This is a genomic window from Streptomyces sp. LUP47B (assembly GCF_001746295.1).
GTDB lineage: Bacteria > Actinomycetota > Actinomycetes > Streptomycetales > Streptomycetaceae > Streptomyces.
Genome location: NZ_MJAH01000001.1, coordinates 289,794 through 305,788, shown reverse-complemented (window position 1 = coordinate 305,788; position 15,995 = coordinate 289,794). Strand labels below are relative to the sequence as shown.

Sequence of the window (15,995 nt, the reverse complement as noted above, 5' to 3'; positions counted from 1 at the left end):
ACCGACAGCGGCGTTGCTACTCACCCACACAGGCAGCACGGTAGGGCTCAAGCTTTCTGAGCTGTGCGTGGGTACGCCGGGTCCGCCGGAGGCGCTCGGGCAGCGGAGTGCGGTAGTCGGGCAGAAGGCGCTGAACGCGGAAGGCGGTCGTCAGGAAGAGGCGGACCACACGCTCGCGGCGGGGGCTCATCCAGCCGATCCGGTGGAGCCGGCAGACTCGCTCGCCGGCGAGGAAGCGGGTCAGGTCCCGGCCGAACGCCCGGAACGGGGCAGGAAACCAGCGCTCGGAGAAGAAGTTCATCATCGCAGTCGCCACGCGATGGCCGGACTCCGTCTGCTCGTACGGCCGGGAGTCGAACTTCAGGGCGAACTCGGTCATTGCGTTCCAGTCCTCGGGGAACGGCTCGCCGGCCAAGGGGCCGGACTCGCGTTCCAGGAGACGGAAGAGCCCCTGCGCCCAGCGGTGCCACGCGGTCTTCATGGGCTCGCTCATGCCGGGCAGGCCCAGCGAGGTCTGCAGACGGTCACCGAACGTGGCCAGCAGAACCAGGGGGTAGACGAAGTCGTCGACGTCGAAGTTGCCAGGTAAGTGGGGGGTCCTGCGGGCGAGGGCCAGGTGGATGCGGTTCAGCCGTGCGGCGGCCTGCCGACCCGCCGCACTGGACAAGCCGTCCACCATCCACGCCATCAGGAAGTCGTTGCCGTCCTGGAAACGCCGGTGGGGCCTCGTCTCCAGCTTCGCGGTGTGGGCCAGGGTGGCCGACCCCGCACCCGGTTGCATCATCCGCATGGTGCCCGGATAGAGCATCATCGCCAGGGCGAACTCGGGGACGCGATGGCCCACATAGAGCGAGATCATCCGCTCCCAATCGATCTCCGGGTCCATCCGGGCCAGTTCACGGTCGACCCACTTGTACTTGTGTCCACGGCGCAACGCCGGTTCCCCCTGTCTCGAAGCCACGCGCTGTGTCGCCGTGAATCCTGCTGGGATACGGGCGCCGATGCTCCTGACGCTCCGTCACCCTCCGTTCCCGGGAAGGCCTTTCCCCGAGGGAGACGCCCTGGCGGCCGTTTCCCGATGCCTCAGTCGTCGTGATCTGCATCACCCTGATCGTGGGACACGGCAGGGGCGCCCGATCCGGCCTCCGCGTTCCCGTGCGACACATCGACCACGGGCGGCCCGCGGGCGACGCTCATGGGGCAATCCCGTGGTCATCGCCATGGCGACCGCCCCCGATGACCGACCGCCATCGGAGTGAACTCCCCTTGTTGCGCGTGCAGTTCGCGCCCGAGGACATCGCGGGTGTGCGCGTCGCCGCCGGACCGGACCACCTCTGGGAGATCGTCAACAGTTTCCAGGGCCTGTTCGAGGGCGGCGACGCCCTGTCGTTCGGGCCGTGGCGGCAGCTGGTGCGGCCCCGCCTCGGCGGCCCGGCGGACAGGCTGCTGGCCGGACTGCTCCCCGGGCGCGACTGCTTCCCGGACTTCCTCGCACCCACCCCTGGCAATGGCCGCGAACTGGCCGCCGCCCTCGACACCGTGCTCGGCACGTCCCACACGGCCCTGCGCCGCGACCTCGTGCTGCTCGCCGCCTCTCCGCACCGGCGCCGCCCGTTACCGGACCTGGCCCGGTCGCTCGCCGACGGCGAACCCGAGGCTCTGCGCCGGCTGGGCACCGCCCTGCACGGCCACCACCGGCGGGCCATCGCCCCGTGCTGGCCGCAGATCCCCGCCCGGGTCGACGCCGACCAGGCCGCCCGCGCCCGTGCCGTTCTGGCGGGCGGCACCGACGGGCTGCTGGCGAGCTTCGGTCCCGTGCTGCGCTGGCGTCCGCCGGTGCTGGAGGCCGACTGTCGCGTCGACCGCGAAGTCCGCCTGGAGGGGCGGGGGGTGGTGCTGCAACCCTTCTTCTGCACCGCCCACCCATCACCCTGGCCTTTCCCGCGCCCGACTGGACGCCGGTGCTGGTCTGCCCGATCGAGCACACCCCGGACTGGGTGAGCGGCGGCAGCCCGCACGGTAGGGAGCTGGGCGCGCTGCTCGGCCGGACCCGGGCCGCGATCCTGGAGTGCGTCGTCACCGGCCGGACCACCGGCGGGCTCGCCGCGCGGTTCGGCATCTCCGGCGCCGCCGCCAGCCAGCAGACCGCCGTACTGCGCCGGGCCGGGCCTGCTGCTCAGCGTCCGGCACAGCAAGTACGTCGTCCACACCATCACCCCGGCCGGCATCGCCCTGCTCGAAGCCCGGCCCGGGCCGTCCGTGCAGCGGGGGCCGCCGGAAGCAGGAGTCGTCGCCTCCGGCGGGCAGGGCGGTGTCCTTCACGTGCCGGATCACCGGTAGGAAGGGCGACAGCCGACCCTGAAGCCACGGCTTAAACGTGTGGTGGGGGAGCGGCGGACGCGGACAGCCTGGTGGCGTCCAAGACGCCGTTTTTCACAGGGGGTTGAAGACAGAGTGCGTGACAAACGATCCATCATCGGGCTCCTCGGCGCGCTGGCGGTGGCGCTGGCGGCCCTGTTCGTCGCGGGGCCGGCCCAGGCCGCTCCGCAGCAGGCCGCGGCGAAGGGTGGCCACGTGCTGGTGCTGCCCGCGGCACCGGCCGGGGTGACGCCCAGGTCCGCCGCGGCGAACTCGCCGACCACCTCGCCGGCCGCCGGCAGGGTCGTCCACGTGGCCAGCGGCAGCACGGTCAGCTGCACCAGCGGCAGCCTCTGCACCGCAGCGTGGGATTTTACGACGGGTGACTGGAAGGTCTTCTTCCTCTACAACTGCGCCCGGTACTCGCTGTCGTACTGGAACGGCAGCGGCTACTACGTCGACTCGCAGACCGGCGGGGTCACCTCGTACTTCTACGGTCAGAGCGGCAACGTGCTCAAGCAGTTCACGCCCGACAACACCGTGTACAGCTACGACTGGACGCCGGTCTGGTCCATCCGCAACTGCTGACCCACGGGGGAACACGCGTACGCCCCGGCCGTCCACGACGGCCGGGGCGCCCGTGCGGAGTCCGCACGGACCGCCCTCCGCCAGTTCACAACTGCCCTGGAGAATCGGCGGGTTGCTGGCGCGCGCGACACCATGACGGTGAGATGGGGGCGGAACCGTGCCGGAGGATGTCGGGGACTTTGAGGACGAGGTCGTCACGCGACTGGAAGAAGCACTGGTGCTGTCGGGAACGGCTGCCGAGCCGATCACGTAGAGGGCGACTCCGATGAGCATCCGCAGGCGCTCGTCCTCGCCGTCGGAGACTCCGTGGACTTCGGTGATCGACAGCGCGCAAAGGGATCTCAGCTGACGAGACGAGACGACCTCGCCTGTCGAGGCGACTCCCGAGCCGCGGCCGGGCGCGACCGCACACGCTCCCACCACGACGCCCTCCCGGGAATTCCCTGACGTAGTTGCGCTCCACGTCGCGGATGATCTTTGCCGGTGCCGCCCTCGTGCGAGGCGGTGCGCGACCCCAGGATTCGTCAAGCACCTCAGTGCGAGGAACGGCAGGTGTTGTGGTGGGCGATGTCGAGGACGAAGCGCTCGGGGCGGTGTAGCTGCTTCGTCGTGTAGGAGGGCTTGCTGTCGAACGCCGCCCCGAAGGTGACGACGCCCTCGAAGTCGCCGGTCAGTGCGAAGCCCTTGAGTTTCGGCAGACTCAGCTTGATCAGGCGCGGGCCCTTGTAGACGTTCCTGCCCGCGTTGTTGTGGGCTGCGGCTGGGGAGAGCTTGATCTGCAGGAAGTGCTTCCCGGCCAGCGGGACCTTCTTCCCCGAGCTGTCGTAGCGGAGTTCCTTGACACGCGTGACGGTGGTCGGCGGCAGTTTGCCCTTGACATCGATGACGACCCGGTCGAAGGAGCAGTGACCGGCGATCCTGGCGTTGACGACCAGGCTCGTGGACGGTGCCGGGGACGTGGCGGCGGCAGAGGCCGACGCCGCGGTGCCGACCAGCAGGAGTGCGCTCGCGGTGATGGCCATGAGGCGATGGCGGGTGTACATGACGCCCCCTTATGAACGTTGGGGACAGGTGGTTACAGTATGAGACATATGTGAGGGTCATACGGTTGCACGCTTTGGTGATTGATTCTCATGTACTGAAGTACGACCGCCGACCTCGATGATCGCCGGCATAGCCGCGGTCGGCACAGACCCGGGTGATCTGCGGCTGGGTGAGGCGCAGCCGCCAGAACACGTCGCGGGCAGCGTCGCGGTCCAACCCTTCCAGGACGGCGCGCACATCCTGGGGCTTGTGCGGCATCGCCACCAGTACGAGAAAACCGCCACTTCCTATGAAGCGGTGGTCAAACTCGAGTCAATCCTGTTCTGGGAAAGATCTGTTTTCGTAGACGATCCCTACAGGACCGGCGCGGAGCAGGATCCCGCCGCACTGGCCCCGGACGCCCTGGCCACGCTCGTCATCGTCACCCTTCTGCAGGGGGCGGGACCGCGCGGGTGAGTCGCTACGGCCTGCAGCCGCCGGCGAGCGGTCGTCGTCCTGCCTGCCGGAGAGCCAGCCCATGGCGGGTGTTGCGGGGCCCTGTGGTGGGGCCGGTTATGCCCATTCGGCTCCGTCATTGGCGAGCAAAGCCGGCCGGGCGTGAGGATCACTGGGTGGTGGGTACGGAAGTCCGGTGGCTTCGTGGGGTTGTCGAATCCCGGCTCTACACGAGTGCCGGTGGAGAAGTGCGAGACGAGATGCTGTCGTCGCCGCTGATCATGTCCGTGCTCTGACCGTATGTGGCCGTCATGTCGCCCGCGCGAGGAGCCCGGCGGGTTCGGGGGGAGAAAGTTTGGCCGGCGGGGCAGTCGAACCTCCTTCCGCGCCCGTCTTTACAGGGGAACGAGGGAGGGCGCATTGAACGCCGACGAGGAACGCCAGTTCCGCGAGTTCGTGGCGGCACGGTCGAGATCGCTGCTGCACACGGCCTATCTGCTCACCGGGGACTGGGAGCAGGGCCGGGACCTGCTCCAGACCGCGCTTGCGGCCACCGCTCGGCGCTGGTCGAAGCTGCGCGACCGGGAGCAGCCGGAGATCTATGTGCGCCGGGCGCTTTACCACGCCCAGGTGGACCGCTTCCGACTGCTCAGCTGGGGCCGGGAGACGGTCACCGACACCCTGCCGGACCAGCCGTCCGCGCAGGCCGTCGACTGGGCCGACACCGTGGTCCAGCGGCAGGACATCATGGCCGCGCTGCGGCGGCTGCCCAAGCGCCAGCGTGCGGTGGTCGTGCTGCGCTACTTCGAGGACCGGCCGGACGCGGAGATAGCCGCGATTCTGGGTGTCGCCCAGGGGACGGTCCGCAGCCAGACCCACAAGGCCCTCGTTTCTCTCCGTACCGCCCTGGCCGAGGCGGGGCAGTCGGCCGCCTCCTCCACCGCCTCCGGAAGGGGCGTCGTCGCATGAACGACTCGACCGAACACCCGCTGCACGAAACGTCGTTGCACGACGCCCTGCACGCCCAGGTCCGGGGGAGCGGCGGTGACGCCGCCGGTGCCCATCTGGTCGGCCTGGCCGACGGCGCGTTGCGGATCGCCCGGCGGCGGCAGCGGCAGGCCCGTGCCGGTGTCGGCATCGTCGCCGCCGTCGCGGTCGCCACCGCCTGGATGGCCGTCGCGGACGGCGCGACCCTGCGCGCCCACGTGGGTCAGCCCGCCGCAGGGGGCGACACCACGAACACCGGGAAGGCGGCCCTGATCTCCTTCCTGCCGGTCACCTCGTCCAACGAGCACGCCTGCGCCCAGGGCAGCGGCGGCTACCCTGTGCCCGCGAGCGCGACCCACCCTGAGTTCTGCGTCCGGGCCGACCGGGCCAGAGGCATGACCGACGTCCAGACCGCCTCCGCGAAGGCGGACAAGAGCGGTGCCGACGGCACCTGGCGGGTCGAGGTGACCCTCGACTCCGCCGACCGGAACCGTTTCGCCGCGCTCACCGGCTCCATCGCGTCGGCCCCGGCCCCGCGCAATGAAATCGCCATCGTCATCGACGGCAAGCTCTGGGGCATCCCCTTCGTGAACTCGTCGATCACCGGCGGCCGTATTGAGATCGTCGGACCCTACATCGGAGACCTCACCGGCGCCACCGCCCACGACCTCGCCCACCGGCTGGACCCGAACTGACAGCCGGTGCAGGTCACTGAGTCACCCGGAGCGGGTCAACACGGGCCCGTCCCCGCCCTGCGCACCGGCCTGCCGGCGTCCAGAACGGGACGCTGAGGAGTGAATTCGAGCAGCGGGAGTGTCTCGGCCGGGAGGTACTTCACGCGCTCGTCGTGATGCCGGCCACCCGGCGCGTAGTCCCGGCTGAACCAGCGGTCGCCGAGGCCCGAGGCGACCAGCTGCCACCGATGCTCGGGCAACAACGTCGCGTCCACCGGGGAGGGGGCTTCCCCTTGATCGTGGACACCGATTGTCATGCAGCCTTGGTCAGCGTAATGGATCTCTGGTCGTAGGCGATCGGTCTGCTCTGCTGGGCGAGCGGTTCAGCGACGGACACGGTAGCGGATGTGGGTGGCCTCTGGCGTGTCGATCACCTGGGCGATCTCCAGCTCGATCTCCGAGGGCAGGACGTCGAACAGTCGTCGTCCGCGGCCGAGGAGTACCGGGATCTGGTGGATCTGCACCTCGTCCAGGACTCCGGCTTCCAGCGCTCGTTGCCCCGTGTACGCACCGCGCACCTGCACGTCCTTGTCGCCGGCGGCGGCCTTGGCCTGGGCCATCGCGCTTTCGATCCCGTCGTTCACGTAGGTCACCAACGGATAGCCCCAGCGGGCGGCCGGGCCGGGTGGGCGGTGACTGGGCACGAAGATCGGGAGACCTCCATGATCACCGCCCCAGTGATCCATGAGTTCGGCGGTCCGCCGACCCGCGAGTACCGCACCGGCCGCGTTCCATTCCTCCTGGAACCGCGCGGCGGTCCGAGCGGACTCGCCTTTGGCGTCGGCCCACTTGTGCAGCCGCTCGCCGTCCTCACCGCCGAGGAAGTCGTCAGGGTCGGCGATGTACCCGTCGAGAGACACCGACATATCGAGCACTGATGTAGACACTTCAATCTCCTGTTGTATCGATCCAGACGCGTTTCAATGCTGTAGACCTGGCATGGCTGCCTTACTCATCGGGCACAACGTATTGGATCTTTGCTCGTAGGCGAGGCGATGGCCAAAGCCGCTCCGTAAGTTGTTTGGCGGTCCGGAAGAGTGGGGTGTGGCTCTAAAGTCGCTTGCCCCCGGTGGCTCCGGTGGAGTGGCCGCCCCGCTCTTCGGGACGCCTGGCCGCTGATTGAGATCTGCGCATTGATCGCTGCTTACGGAGCTGACGGCTGGTGTTCCTCGGACCGAACCGGCACGCACCCGAAGCCGAGGAGACGCTCATGACCACGCGGTTGCCACGTTTCTGGGTCGGTATCGACGCCAGCAAGGCCCACCACTGGTGGGTCGCCGTCGACGACACCGGAACAGCGGTGTGGAACAAGAAGATCCGCAACGACGAGGCTGATCTCCTGGCAGGCCTCGATGAAGTCCTCCGCCTGGCCGACCGCGTGGACTGGGCCGTGGACATCACCGGCACCCCCTCCGCTCTGCTGCTTGCTTTGCTCGCATCGCACGGCCAACGGGTCGTCTACGTGCCCGGCCGGACGGTCAACCGCATGGCCGGCGCCTACCGCGGCGAGGCCAAGACCGACGCCCGCGACGCCTACGTCATCGCCGACACCGCCCGTCTGCGACGGGACTTCACCCCCGTCGAGGTGCGAACGGACCCGGTCGCAGACCTGGCCCTGCTCACCGCGCACAGGTCCGACCTGATCGCCGACCGGATTCGCCTGCTCAACCGCCTCCACGACGTACTCACCAGCATCACCCGGCCCTGGAAGCAGCCTTCGACTACGCCGACCACAAGGGCGCCCTCGTCCTGCTCACCGGCTACCAGACCCCCGCCGCCCTGCGCCGCTGCGGCCAAACCCGCCTCACTCGCTGGCTCGCCACCCGGGGCGTACGCCACCCCGACGCTGTGGCCACGACCGCTCTCACAGCCGCCCAGGCCCAGCGCATCACCCTCCCAGGCCAGGGCACCGCGGCAAGCATCACCGCGGACCTCGCCCAACAGGTCCTGGCCCTGGACGACCGGCTCAAGCAGCTCGACCGGCAGATCCGCGACGCCTTCCATGCCCATCCGCAGGCCGCCATCATCGAGTCGATGCCCGGCATGGGACCAATCCTCGGGGCTGAGTTCCTCGTCGCCGCAGGTGACCTGGCGAGCTACCCCGACGCCGGTCACCTGGCCTCCGCCGCCGGTCTGGTCCCGGTCGCCAAGGACTCCGGACGCCGCACCGGCAACCTGCACCGCCCGCAGCGCTACAGCCGCCGCTTACGCCGCGTCTTCTACCTCTCCGCCCAGACCAGCATCATCCGCAACGGCCCCAACCGCACCTACTACCTCAAGAAACGAGCCGAGGGCCACCAACACATCCCCGCCGTCATCGCCCTCGCCCGCCGACGCGTCGACGTCCTGTGGGCCCTCCTCCGCGACAACCGTCCCTTCACCACCACCCCACCAGTGGCCAGAGCGGCGGCCTGACTCAGCCCATTCAAGATTCCCCAGGCCTTGCTCTGCCCGTATCCGGTGGCCAGTTGGGTACTTTGAGCCGTCGACACAGGGGGCAGAACATGAGATACGTGATCATCGAACAGCAAGCTCACGGCACCTACTGGCACGATCCCAACCCATACCTTGCCGAGTTGCCCCGACTCGCGCCGGCCCTCCCGCCCGGGGCGCGCGCATTTGCCACACACCCTGAGCACTACGATTTCTCGGCCCCGCGGTGTGTGAAAGACCTCAGACCCACCGCGCTGCCCCCGACTGCCGGCGCCGCAGATCAGTTCCAGATCCATTTCACCTGGCCAGCCAGCCAAGACCACGTGCTGACAGTTCACTACTACGGCGTCACCAGCGTCCAGGTGGAAGCCGACGGGGGCGGCGTGCTTGAACTGTCTGACTTCAACACCGTCCGCCTGGACGAACTCCTGCCCCACGAGTCCGGATGCAGCCATGAGCTAAGACTCACGACCGGCAGCATCCGCATCCTCTGCCAGGACCTGGACGCCCAATGGGCACTGCCCAGCAGCGACCGAGCCCAGCCCGCTTGACCGGCCCATTAAGACTCCACCGTCGGCCAGGTCGATACCCCAGATCACCTCGTCGCCCAGGGCCAGGACATCGCCGAGGAGTTCGAGCAGTTCGGGTTCGTCGTGGGTGACGCGTCGCGACAGCAGCCGACGGCCGCCCTCGTCGATTGCGACGCAGTGGTGGTGAGTCTTGCCGGCATCGATGCAGGCCCAGGTGGCGGCCATGTGGTGTCCCCGGGCGGTGTGCTGCTGGTGCCTCCCGACGGACGACCTCGCTGTCGATTCCCTACGGAGCGATCATTCGCAATTCCTGATTGGCAGCCGAGTCGTCGTGGGGCGTCGGGCGGCCGGGCGCTGATCCCTGCGGTAGGTCGGTCGTATGCGGTACGCGCAAGGCGGCGGGTTGACCGCCGAGCGGTGAGAGGCTCGTGCGCGGATTCGGGATGAGGCGGGTGAGCGGTTCGCCCGCGGCGACATGACTCGATCATTGCGAGGGGTTTGGGGGTGAGTGAGCGGTCGCCACGGTTCCGGCGACAGCGCTTGCCTGGCTGCTGATCGTCACGGCGGACGACACGCTCAAGAATCCGGCGAGGACCCGTGATCCATGCACGACAGAGGCGCCGGCGGCTCGGAGGCGCTTCTCCCACAGGCGTACTGGCGCTACGAGGACGGCAGCACCCACGACCTCGCGACCGGCACCCAGTTCGTGTTCTGGGCACCCACGACCTCGCGACCGGCACCCAGTTCGTGTTCTTGGTCTGCTTCGCCATCAGTCTGGCGCTGCTGTCGATCGGCCTGTGGCAGGCTGTACGGCACCCGGGAACGCTGGTGCGTTCTTGCGGCTCGCCCTGACCGTAGCCGGCGTCGGCGGGAGTCAGGACCGGTCCGCATCGTCACCTGGGCCGTCCTCGGTGCAGCCGCCGTACTGCTCGCCCGGGCCCACGCCGAGATCCGTCCCGTGCCGCGGGTGCGCCGGCCAGAGGCGCAACTCCCGCGGCCGGGTGCCGGTGTGGGCGGCCTCTGCGTCGTCCTCATCACCGACGCCCACTACGACCCGCTCGAACGCGCCCGCTGGTCGGCGCGGGTGTGCGAGAGCGGTGAACACCCTGGAAGCGGACCTGGTCTGCCACACCGGCGACATCCCGGACGGCACGGCCGAATGCCGCCGCGCCCAGGCCGTCCTGCCGGCAACCGTGCGGCCACCCGAGCCCGTGTACACGCACCGGCAACCATGAGGACTGCAGCGAAGCCGAGGGCTGGATCGACTTGATGGACGAAGTGGGCCGGCAGCCGCTGCGCAACCGCCACCTGCTGCTCGGACGCCGAGGCCACACACTCGTCGTCGCCGGCGCGGACGACGTCACCGCCGACTCCTACCGGTCTGGCGGGCCACTGCGCCCATTTCGCCGGAGCGCTGGACGGCGCCGACCCCGCACTGCCCGTCCTGCTCCTGGCGCACCAGCCCGAGTTCGTCGACCGGGCGGCAGCCGCAGGCATCGACCTCCAGCTCTCCGGGCACACCGACGGCGGCCAGATCTGGCCATTGCACGACCGCGTCCGTCTCGATCAGCCCTTGCCGGGTTCAGCCACCACGGACCCCGCACCCTCCTCCGCACCACGGCCGACGCCTCCGCCGGGAGCGGTCCACAGGTCGAAGGACCGCGACATGGGACGAAGCCCAGGCCGACGCGTCTCGCACAGGGGACGATCCGAGCATCATGAGCCCGGCAGCTGGTTCCGGGCGGCGACGACCAGGCAGAACCGTCCGTTCCGGGTGCCGCCCATGGACAGACGCGCCCGTCCTTGCGCCCCAGCACCGAAGTGCCTCGCTGCCGCACCGAAGTGACGCAGAACCAGAACGCTTGAGCACCAGGAGTACGCGGGGAGCGGCGTCGGGCTGCCGGGCCCGTCACGCGTTCCGCGTCTCACGCGTTGCGGGAAGACCGGAATCGAATCGGTTCCGCGCAAGCGCTTCGACGAGATGGTACGGCCGGTGCGGAGCGGGGGCAATGGTGTGCCGCATGCCGAAGTACGCGTCCAAGGGCGGGGCGGGGACCGTCTCATCGGCCGGTGCGGTGCGCACTGACCCCTCGTCAACCGCTGTTCGGCGGCCGCGCCCCAGGTCAGTGGCATTTTCGGGGGGTGGCTGAGCGATCGCGGTCCGGCTCGGCGCGACGCGCCGAGCCGCGTCGGCGTGAGGGCGCACCGCGGCTCGTCCACTGTCACGGCCGGATCTGCTCGAGCGGGCCGGTCGACGAGGATCCGGGGAGATCGGCGATCGAACCGATTCGGAATCCAGGCCGGACGAAGGAGGTCGGGGCCCTTGACAGCACTGCGGAATCGGGAGCACCGTCTCCCCCCGAAACCTCTCTGCAATCCCACTGAAAGATCTGCACCTTCAAGCGCTACCGCAATTGTCAGCGCCACCAGCACAGAACCCGACTGGGTTCCGCCGGCACGGTAGGGAGATCGGATGGGAACGACAGGTACGAGACACCACGTGCTGTTCGGGGGTGGCGTCCAACGACTGCTCGCTGCGGTACGGCGCCGCGGAAGGCCGGGAAATGAGTGGGACCAGGCATCTGTCCGATCGTGGGAGCGCTCCCGCAGTTCTCGGCCGAAAACATTCGCCCGGGCGGGGGCCGCGGCTGTGCTCGCCGTCGGCGCGCTGGCCGGTGCCACGGCCACGACGGGGACGGCCCGGGCCGCCACGTCCGGACCATGCGATCTGTACGCGGCAGGAGGAACGCCCTGTGTGGCGGCCCACAGTACGACGCGGGCGTTGTACGCCTCGTACAACGGGCCCCTCTACCAGGTCCGGCGTGCCTCGGACAACACGACCCGCGACGTCGGCGTCCTGAGCGCCGGCGGCACCGCCGACGCCGCCGCGCAGGACTCGTTCTGCGCGGGGACGACCTGCCTGATCTCGATCATCTACGACCAGTCGGGTCGCGGAAACCATCTCACCCAGGCGCCCGGTGGCGGTGCCGCGGGCGGTCCCGACAACCTCGCGAACGCGACGGCCGCGACCACCATGGTGGGCGGTCACAAGGCCTACGGCGTCTTCGTGGCACCCGGTACGGGATACCGCAACAACCACACCAATGGCATCGCGACCGGGGACAACCCCGAGGGCATGTACGCGATCTTCGACGGCACGCACTACAACGGCGGCTGCTGCTTCGACTACGGCAATGCCGAGACGGACAGCAACGACGACGGCAACGGCACCATGGAGGCCATCTACTTCGGCAACATCAAGGTCTGGGGCTACGGCGCGGGCAACGGCCCCTGGATCATGGCCGATCTGGAGAACGGCCTGTTCTCCGGGGTGAACCAGCACTACAACGCGAACGACCCGACCATCAACTACCGGTATACGACCGCCATCGTCAAAGGCGGCCCGAACCACTGGGCGATCCGCGGCGGCAACGCGCAGTCGGGCAGCCTGTCGACGTTCTACGACGGTCCGCGGCCCAACGTCGCGGGCTACAACCCGATGCGGAAGCAGGGCGCCATCATCCTGGGCATCGGCGGTGACAACAGCAAGGGCGCCCAAGGCACCTTCTACGAGGGCGTGATGACCTCCGGCTACCCGTCGGACGCCACCGAGAACGCGGTCCAGGCCAACATCACCGCGGCCGGCTACAGCAACACGACCGGCGGGACGGGCACCGGCGCCCTGCACGCGGTGGGCGCGGGCAAGTGCCTGGACGTGCCGAACTCGTCCACCGCGGCCGGGACGCAGCTGCAGATCTGGGACTGCGGCGGCGGCACCAACCAGAGCTGGACCCGCACCTCCTCCGACCAGTTGACCGTGTACGGCGGCAGCAGCCAGCTGTGTCTGGACGCGTACAACAACCAGACCACCGCCGGCACCAAGGTGGTGACCTGGCCGTGCAACGGCGGCGCCAACCAGCAGTGGCGGCTGAACTCCGACGGCACGATCACCGGCACCCAGTCCGGACTCTGCCTCGACGTCACCGGCGCCTCCACGGCGAACGGCGCCCTGGCCGAACTATGGACATGCAACGGTGGCTCCAACCAGCGATGGAGCCTCGGCTGAGGGGAGTGGCTCCAGCCCGTGGCCCGTGACCGGTCTCACCATCGGCCATGGGTCGGGCGGGACCCGGAGCCGGGGCTTCGCCGCTCCGGTGCCCGGCGCACTTTCCGAGATCTTCCAACCGTCCGACCGGATCGCCACTGGGCGTCCGCATCGAATGCCCCCGCCGCCACTGGAGGATCATGATGTCCCGAGCCAGAGCGCTCAGCGGCCTCCGGGGCGCCCCCCTGGCTCTGCTCGCCTTACTGGCCGGGAGTCTGCCCACGGCCGGTGCCGCGTTCCCCGTACCGTCCGAGCGCCAGGCATCGGCCGCCGAGCTGTACGTGGCGCCGGGTGCGCACGCGGGCGGGAACGGCACCGTCGAGCAGCCGTTCGCGACGATCGACCAGGCGCAGCAGCCGGCGCACCGGCTCTCGGCCGACGCGGACGTGATGGTCCGCCTGGCCGGTGGCACCTACCGGCTGTCCAAACCGCTGACCTTCGGTTCCGGAGACGGCGGCCAGAACCGGCACACCATCACCTACCAGGCCATGCCCGGGCAGCAGCCGGTCGTGAGCGGCGCCCAGCAGATATCTGGTTGGCAGGTTCATGATCAGAGCAGCAACAGCTGGTTGGTCCACTTCGGTAGCGGCGACTACGCCAACCGGGGCACGTACAACTACCAGCCGGTCTACAGCGCTCCCACCACGCTGAAGAACAACACCGTCTCCCACAACCTGGTCTTCGACACCAAGAACGCGATGTTCGACGGCGGCAGCATCTACAGCCTGTCCGCGGCCCCCGGCTCGGTGATCTCCGACAACTACATGTACGACAACAACCGCACCACCGCGCTGTACCTCTACGAGGGCTCCCGGTACCTGAAGGTGTCCGGCAACGTGGTGCAGGACGCCGGCAACTGGGCGCTCACCAACGCCAACGCCAGCAACCACACCGACGACAGCACGTTCTCCGGCAACTGGTACAACGGCGGGAACACATACGTCGCCACCGGCCCTCCGCACAACAACGTCCTTAGCGGCAACGTCCTGGTCAGCGGCACCAACTGGCCGCAGGGCGCCAGAGCGGTCATCCAGCAGGCGGGTGTCCAGACCTCGGGCGACGGCGGCTTCCCCACGGGCTACCACCAGTTGGTGATCAGCAGCAACAGCCTGTGCCTCGAGGTGTACGGCAACTCCACCAGCGCGGGCGCTGCGATCGACCAGTGGACCTGCAACGGGCAGAGCAACCAGCAGTTCGAGTTCGTGCCGGTCTCGGGCGGCTACGGGCAACTGCGCGCGCAGAACTTCGGACAGGTCGTGGCGGTGTCGGGCGGATCCGCGACCGCCGGTACACCGAACATCGAGCAGCAGGCCGCCGACGGCGCGGCCGGCGCACTGTGGCTGCCGGTGCAGCAGTCCGACGGCTCGTATTCCTTCAAGAACCAGAACAGCCAACTGTGTATGGACGTCTACGGCGGCAGCAGCGACCCGGGCCGGCAACTGGACCAGTGGCCCTGCAAGAACGCACCCGGCACCAACCAGGACTTCACCCCCCCGCTGACCCATTCATGCCTCCGGAACACCCACACGATCCGGCAGTTCGGTCCCCCCACCCACGACCCGCACCCAGTGAGGAACGCTCATGAAGAAGTACTGGGCACCCTTGGCCGCGGCGCTGACGGCCACCCTCGGCATGGGCGCCGCGTGGCCCGGCGCGGCCACCGCCGCCGAGGCGCCGCCCCCCGCCACACGGGCCGCCGCGGCCACACCCCTGCGGCTGATGCCGTTGGGAGACTCGATCACCTGGGGCGTCGGCAGCCCGTCCGGGAACAGCTACCGGGGCTTTCTCGGGAACAAGCTGACGGCCGAGGGGCACACCCTGGACTTCGTCGGCTCGGGGCGCAATGGCACCATGTCCGACCCGGACAACGAAGGCCACTCCGGCTGGCGGATCGACCAGATCGCCGGCATCGCGGACTCCGTGCTGGCACGCTACCGGCCGAACGTGGTCACCCTGGAGATCGGCACCAACGACCTGAACGGCAACTACCAGATCCCGACCGCTGCCGACCGGCTCCACGCGCTCATCGACCAGATCACCAGGGCCGTACCCGACGCGACCGTCCTCGTCGGCACCGTGATCATTTCCACCAGCGGCAGCGAGGAGGCCAACCGGCCCGCGTTCAACGCCAAGTTGCCCGGGATCGTCCAGGCCGAGCAGGCCGCCGGCAAACACGTACGTCTGGTGGACATGAGCGCCCTGACCGCCGCGGACCTGTCCGACTCCCTGCACCCCAACGACAGCGGCTTCGGCAAGATGGCGGACGCCTTCAACGCGGGGATCCAGGCGGCGGACGCGGCGGGCTGGATCAAGCCGCCGGACTCCACGAGCGGGCAGGTGCGTTCAGGGATCGCGGGGAAGTGCCTGGGGGTGAGCGGCGGCAACAGCGCCAACGGGACCGCCGTCGAGATCCGGTCCTGCGACGGCTCCGCCGCGCGAACGTGGTCCGCGCGCTCCGACGGCACCCTGCGGGCGCTCGGGAAGTGCCTGGACGCCGCCGGCCGCGGTACCGCCAACGGCACCAAGATCGCGATCTGGGACTGCAACGGCGGAACCAACCAGCAATGGCAGCCGTACAACGGCGGCTACCGCAACCCCGTCTCCGGCCGCTGCCTCGACGACCCCAACGCGTCCACCGCCGACGGTACGCAGCTGGTCCTGTGGGACTGCAACGGCGGAACGAACCAGCAGTGGACCGCTCTGCCGGTCTCCTGAGCGCGTGACCCCGCTTCACCGAGGGCCCGTCCCGGTGCCGGCGCCCACTCCTCTTACTGCACAAGG

14 protein-coding genes and 4 pseudogenes are annotated in these 15,995 nt (G+C 69.2%); 11 read left to right on the top strand and 7 right to left on the bottom strand.

From position 1 onward, the window contains the following. Positions 1 to 16 precede the first annotated feature (16 nt). Positions 17 to 934, bottom strand: coding sequence for a DUF2236 domain-containing protein (locus BFN33_RS01370; RefSeq protein WP_069757976.1), 918 nt, complete (start codon positions 932 to 934; stop codon positions 17 to 19). Between the two features lie 302 nt (positions 935 to 1,236). On the opposite strand from BFN33_RS01370, the gene BFN33_RS01365 reads away from it, so the two are divergent. After that, positions 1,237 to 2,001, top strand: coding sequence for a hypothetical protein (locus tag BFN33_RS01365; RefSeq protein ID WP_256122581.1), 765 nt, complete (start codon positions 1,237 to 1,239; stop codon positions 1,999 to 2,001). 453 nt (positions 2,002 to 2,454) lie between these two features. Next, entirely contained in the window at positions 2,455 to 2,946 is a 492-nt protein-coding gene (locus BFN33_RS01360) for a hypothetical protein (RefSeq protein ID WP_069757974.1), read from the top strand. A 533-nt stretch (positions 2,947 to 3,479) separates the two neighbouring features. Here BFN33_RS01360 and BFN33_RS01355 read toward each other — a convergent pair. Continuing rightward, entirely contained in the window at positions 3,480 to 3,989 is a 510-nt protein-coding gene (locus BFN33_RS01355; RefSeq protein WP_069757973.1) for a hypothetical protein, read from the bottom strand. Between the two features lie 118 nt (positions 3,990 to 4,107). On the opposite strand from BFN33_RS01355, the gene BFN33_RS53945 reads away from it, so the two are divergent. From BFN33_RS53945 to BFN33_RS01340, 3 genes are all read left to right on the top strand, one after another. Beyond that, entirely contained in the window at positions 4,108 to 4,446 is a 339-nt protein-coding gene (locus tag BFN33_RS53945) for a hypothetical protein (RefSeq protein WP_069757972.1), read from the top strand. A 399-nt stretch (positions 4,447 to 4,845) separates the two neighbouring features. Beyond that, positions 4,846 to 5,394, top strand: coding sequence for a SigE family RNA polymerase sigma factor (locus tag BFN33_RS01345; protein WP_069757971.1), 549 nt, complete (start codon positions 4,846 to 4,848; stop codon positions 5,392 to 5,394). Beyond that, complete coding sequence (locus tag BFN33_RS01340; protein WP_069757970.1) at positions 5,391 to 6,107, top strand: hypothetical protein; 717 nt, start codon at positions 5,391 to 5,393, stop codon at positions 6,105 to 6,107. Before BFN33_RS01345 ends, BFN33_RS01340 begins: the two co-directional genes overlap by 4 nt. 35 nt (positions 6,108 to 6,142) lie before the next feature. Here BFN33_RS01340 and BFN33_RS01335 read toward each other — a convergent pair whose 3' ends face one another. Together BFN33_RS01335 and BFN33_RS01330 are read right to left on the bottom strand one after the other, a co-directional pair. Further along, on the bottom strand, positions 6,143 to 6,403 hold the full coding sequence (locus BFN33_RS01335; protein WP_141757923.1) for a hypothetical protein: 261 nt from the start codon (positions 6,401 to 6,403) through the stop codon (positions 6,143 to 6,145). A gap of 66 nt (positions 6,404 to 6,469) precedes the next feature. Further along, the gene (locus BFN33_RS01330) at positions 6,470 to 7,033 is read right to left on the bottom strand and encodes a dihydrofolate reductase family protein (protein ID WP_069757968.1); all 564 of its coding nucleotides are present in this window, start codon (positions 7,031 to 7,033) and stop codon (positions 6,470 to 6,472) included. Positions 7,034 to 7,356: 323 nt separating this feature from the next. Between BFN33_RS01330 and BFN33_RS01325 the strand changes: the two are divergent. Together BFN33_RS01325 and BFN33_RS52975 are read left to right on the top strand one after the other, a co-directional pair. Further along, a pseudogene (locus tag BFN33_RS01325) lies at positions 7,357 to 8,561 on the top strand (IS110 family transposase). Positions 8,562 to 8,659: 98 nt separating this feature from the next. Beyond that, positions 8,660 to 9,130, top strand: a complete 471-nt coding sequence (locus tag BFN33_RS52975) for a hypothetical protein (RefSeq protein ID WP_176742259.1) — start codon at positions 8,660 to 8,662, stop codon at positions 9,128 to 9,130. A 6-nt stretch (positions 9,131 to 9,136) separates the two neighbouring features. On the opposite strand, the pseudogene BFN33_RS49200 reads toward BFN33_RS52975, so the two are convergent. Beyond that, a pseudogene (locus tag BFN33_RS49200) lies at positions 9,137 to 9,334 on the bottom strand (transposase); the annotation flags it as partial. Positions 9,335 to 9,936: 602 nt separating this feature from the next. Between BFN33_RS49200 and BFN33_RS49195 the strand changes: the two are divergent. Next, positions 9,937 to 10,729: pseudogene (locus BFN33_RS49195) on the top strand (metallophosphoesterase); the annotation flags it as partial. A gap of 853 nt (positions 10,730 to 11,582) precedes the next feature. Beyond that, positions 11,583 to 13,175 carry an arabinofuranosidase catalytic domain-containing protein gene (locus BFN33_RS01305; RefSeq protein WP_256122580.1) on the top strand — a complete coding sequence of 531 codons (1,593 nt, stop codon included), beginning with the start codon at positions 11,583 to 11,585 and terminating at the stop codon, positions 13,173 to 13,175. Positions 13,176 to 13,414: 239 nt separating this feature from the next. Here BFN33_RS01305 and BFN33_RS53940 read toward each other — a convergent pair whose 3' ends face one another. Together BFN33_RS53940 and BFN33_RS53935 are read right to left on the bottom strand one after the other, a co-directional pair. Then, a complete protein-coding gene (locus BFN33_RS53940) occupies positions 13,415 to 13,762 on the bottom strand; it encodes a hypothetical protein (RefSeq protein WP_256122579.1) in 348 nt (115 codons plus the stop codon). A gap of 251 nt (positions 13,763 to 14,013) precedes the next feature. Continuing rightward, positions 14,014 to 14,289: a hypothetical protein gene (locus tag BFN33_RS53935; protein ID WP_256122578.1), complete on the bottom strand. Its 276-nt coding sequence runs from the start codon at positions 14,287 to 14,289 to the stop codon at positions 14,014 to 14,016. A 16-nt stretch (positions 14,290 to 14,305) separates the two neighbouring features. Here BFN33_RS53935 and BFN33_RS53930 point away from each other — a divergent pair. Beyond that, a pseudogene (locus BFN33_RS53930) lies at positions 14,306 to 14,653 on the top strand (RICIN domain-containing protein); the annotation flags it as partial. Positions 14,654 to 14,795: 142 nt separating this feature from the next. Next, the gene (locus BFN33_RS01290) at positions 14,796 to 15,929 is read left to right on the top strand and encodes an SGNH/GDSL hydrolase family protein (RefSeq protein WP_069757961.1); all 1,134 of its coding nucleotides are present in this window, start codon (positions 14,796 to 14,798) and stop codon (positions 15,927 to 15,929) included. Positions 15,930 to 15,995: the final 66 nt, after the last annotated feature.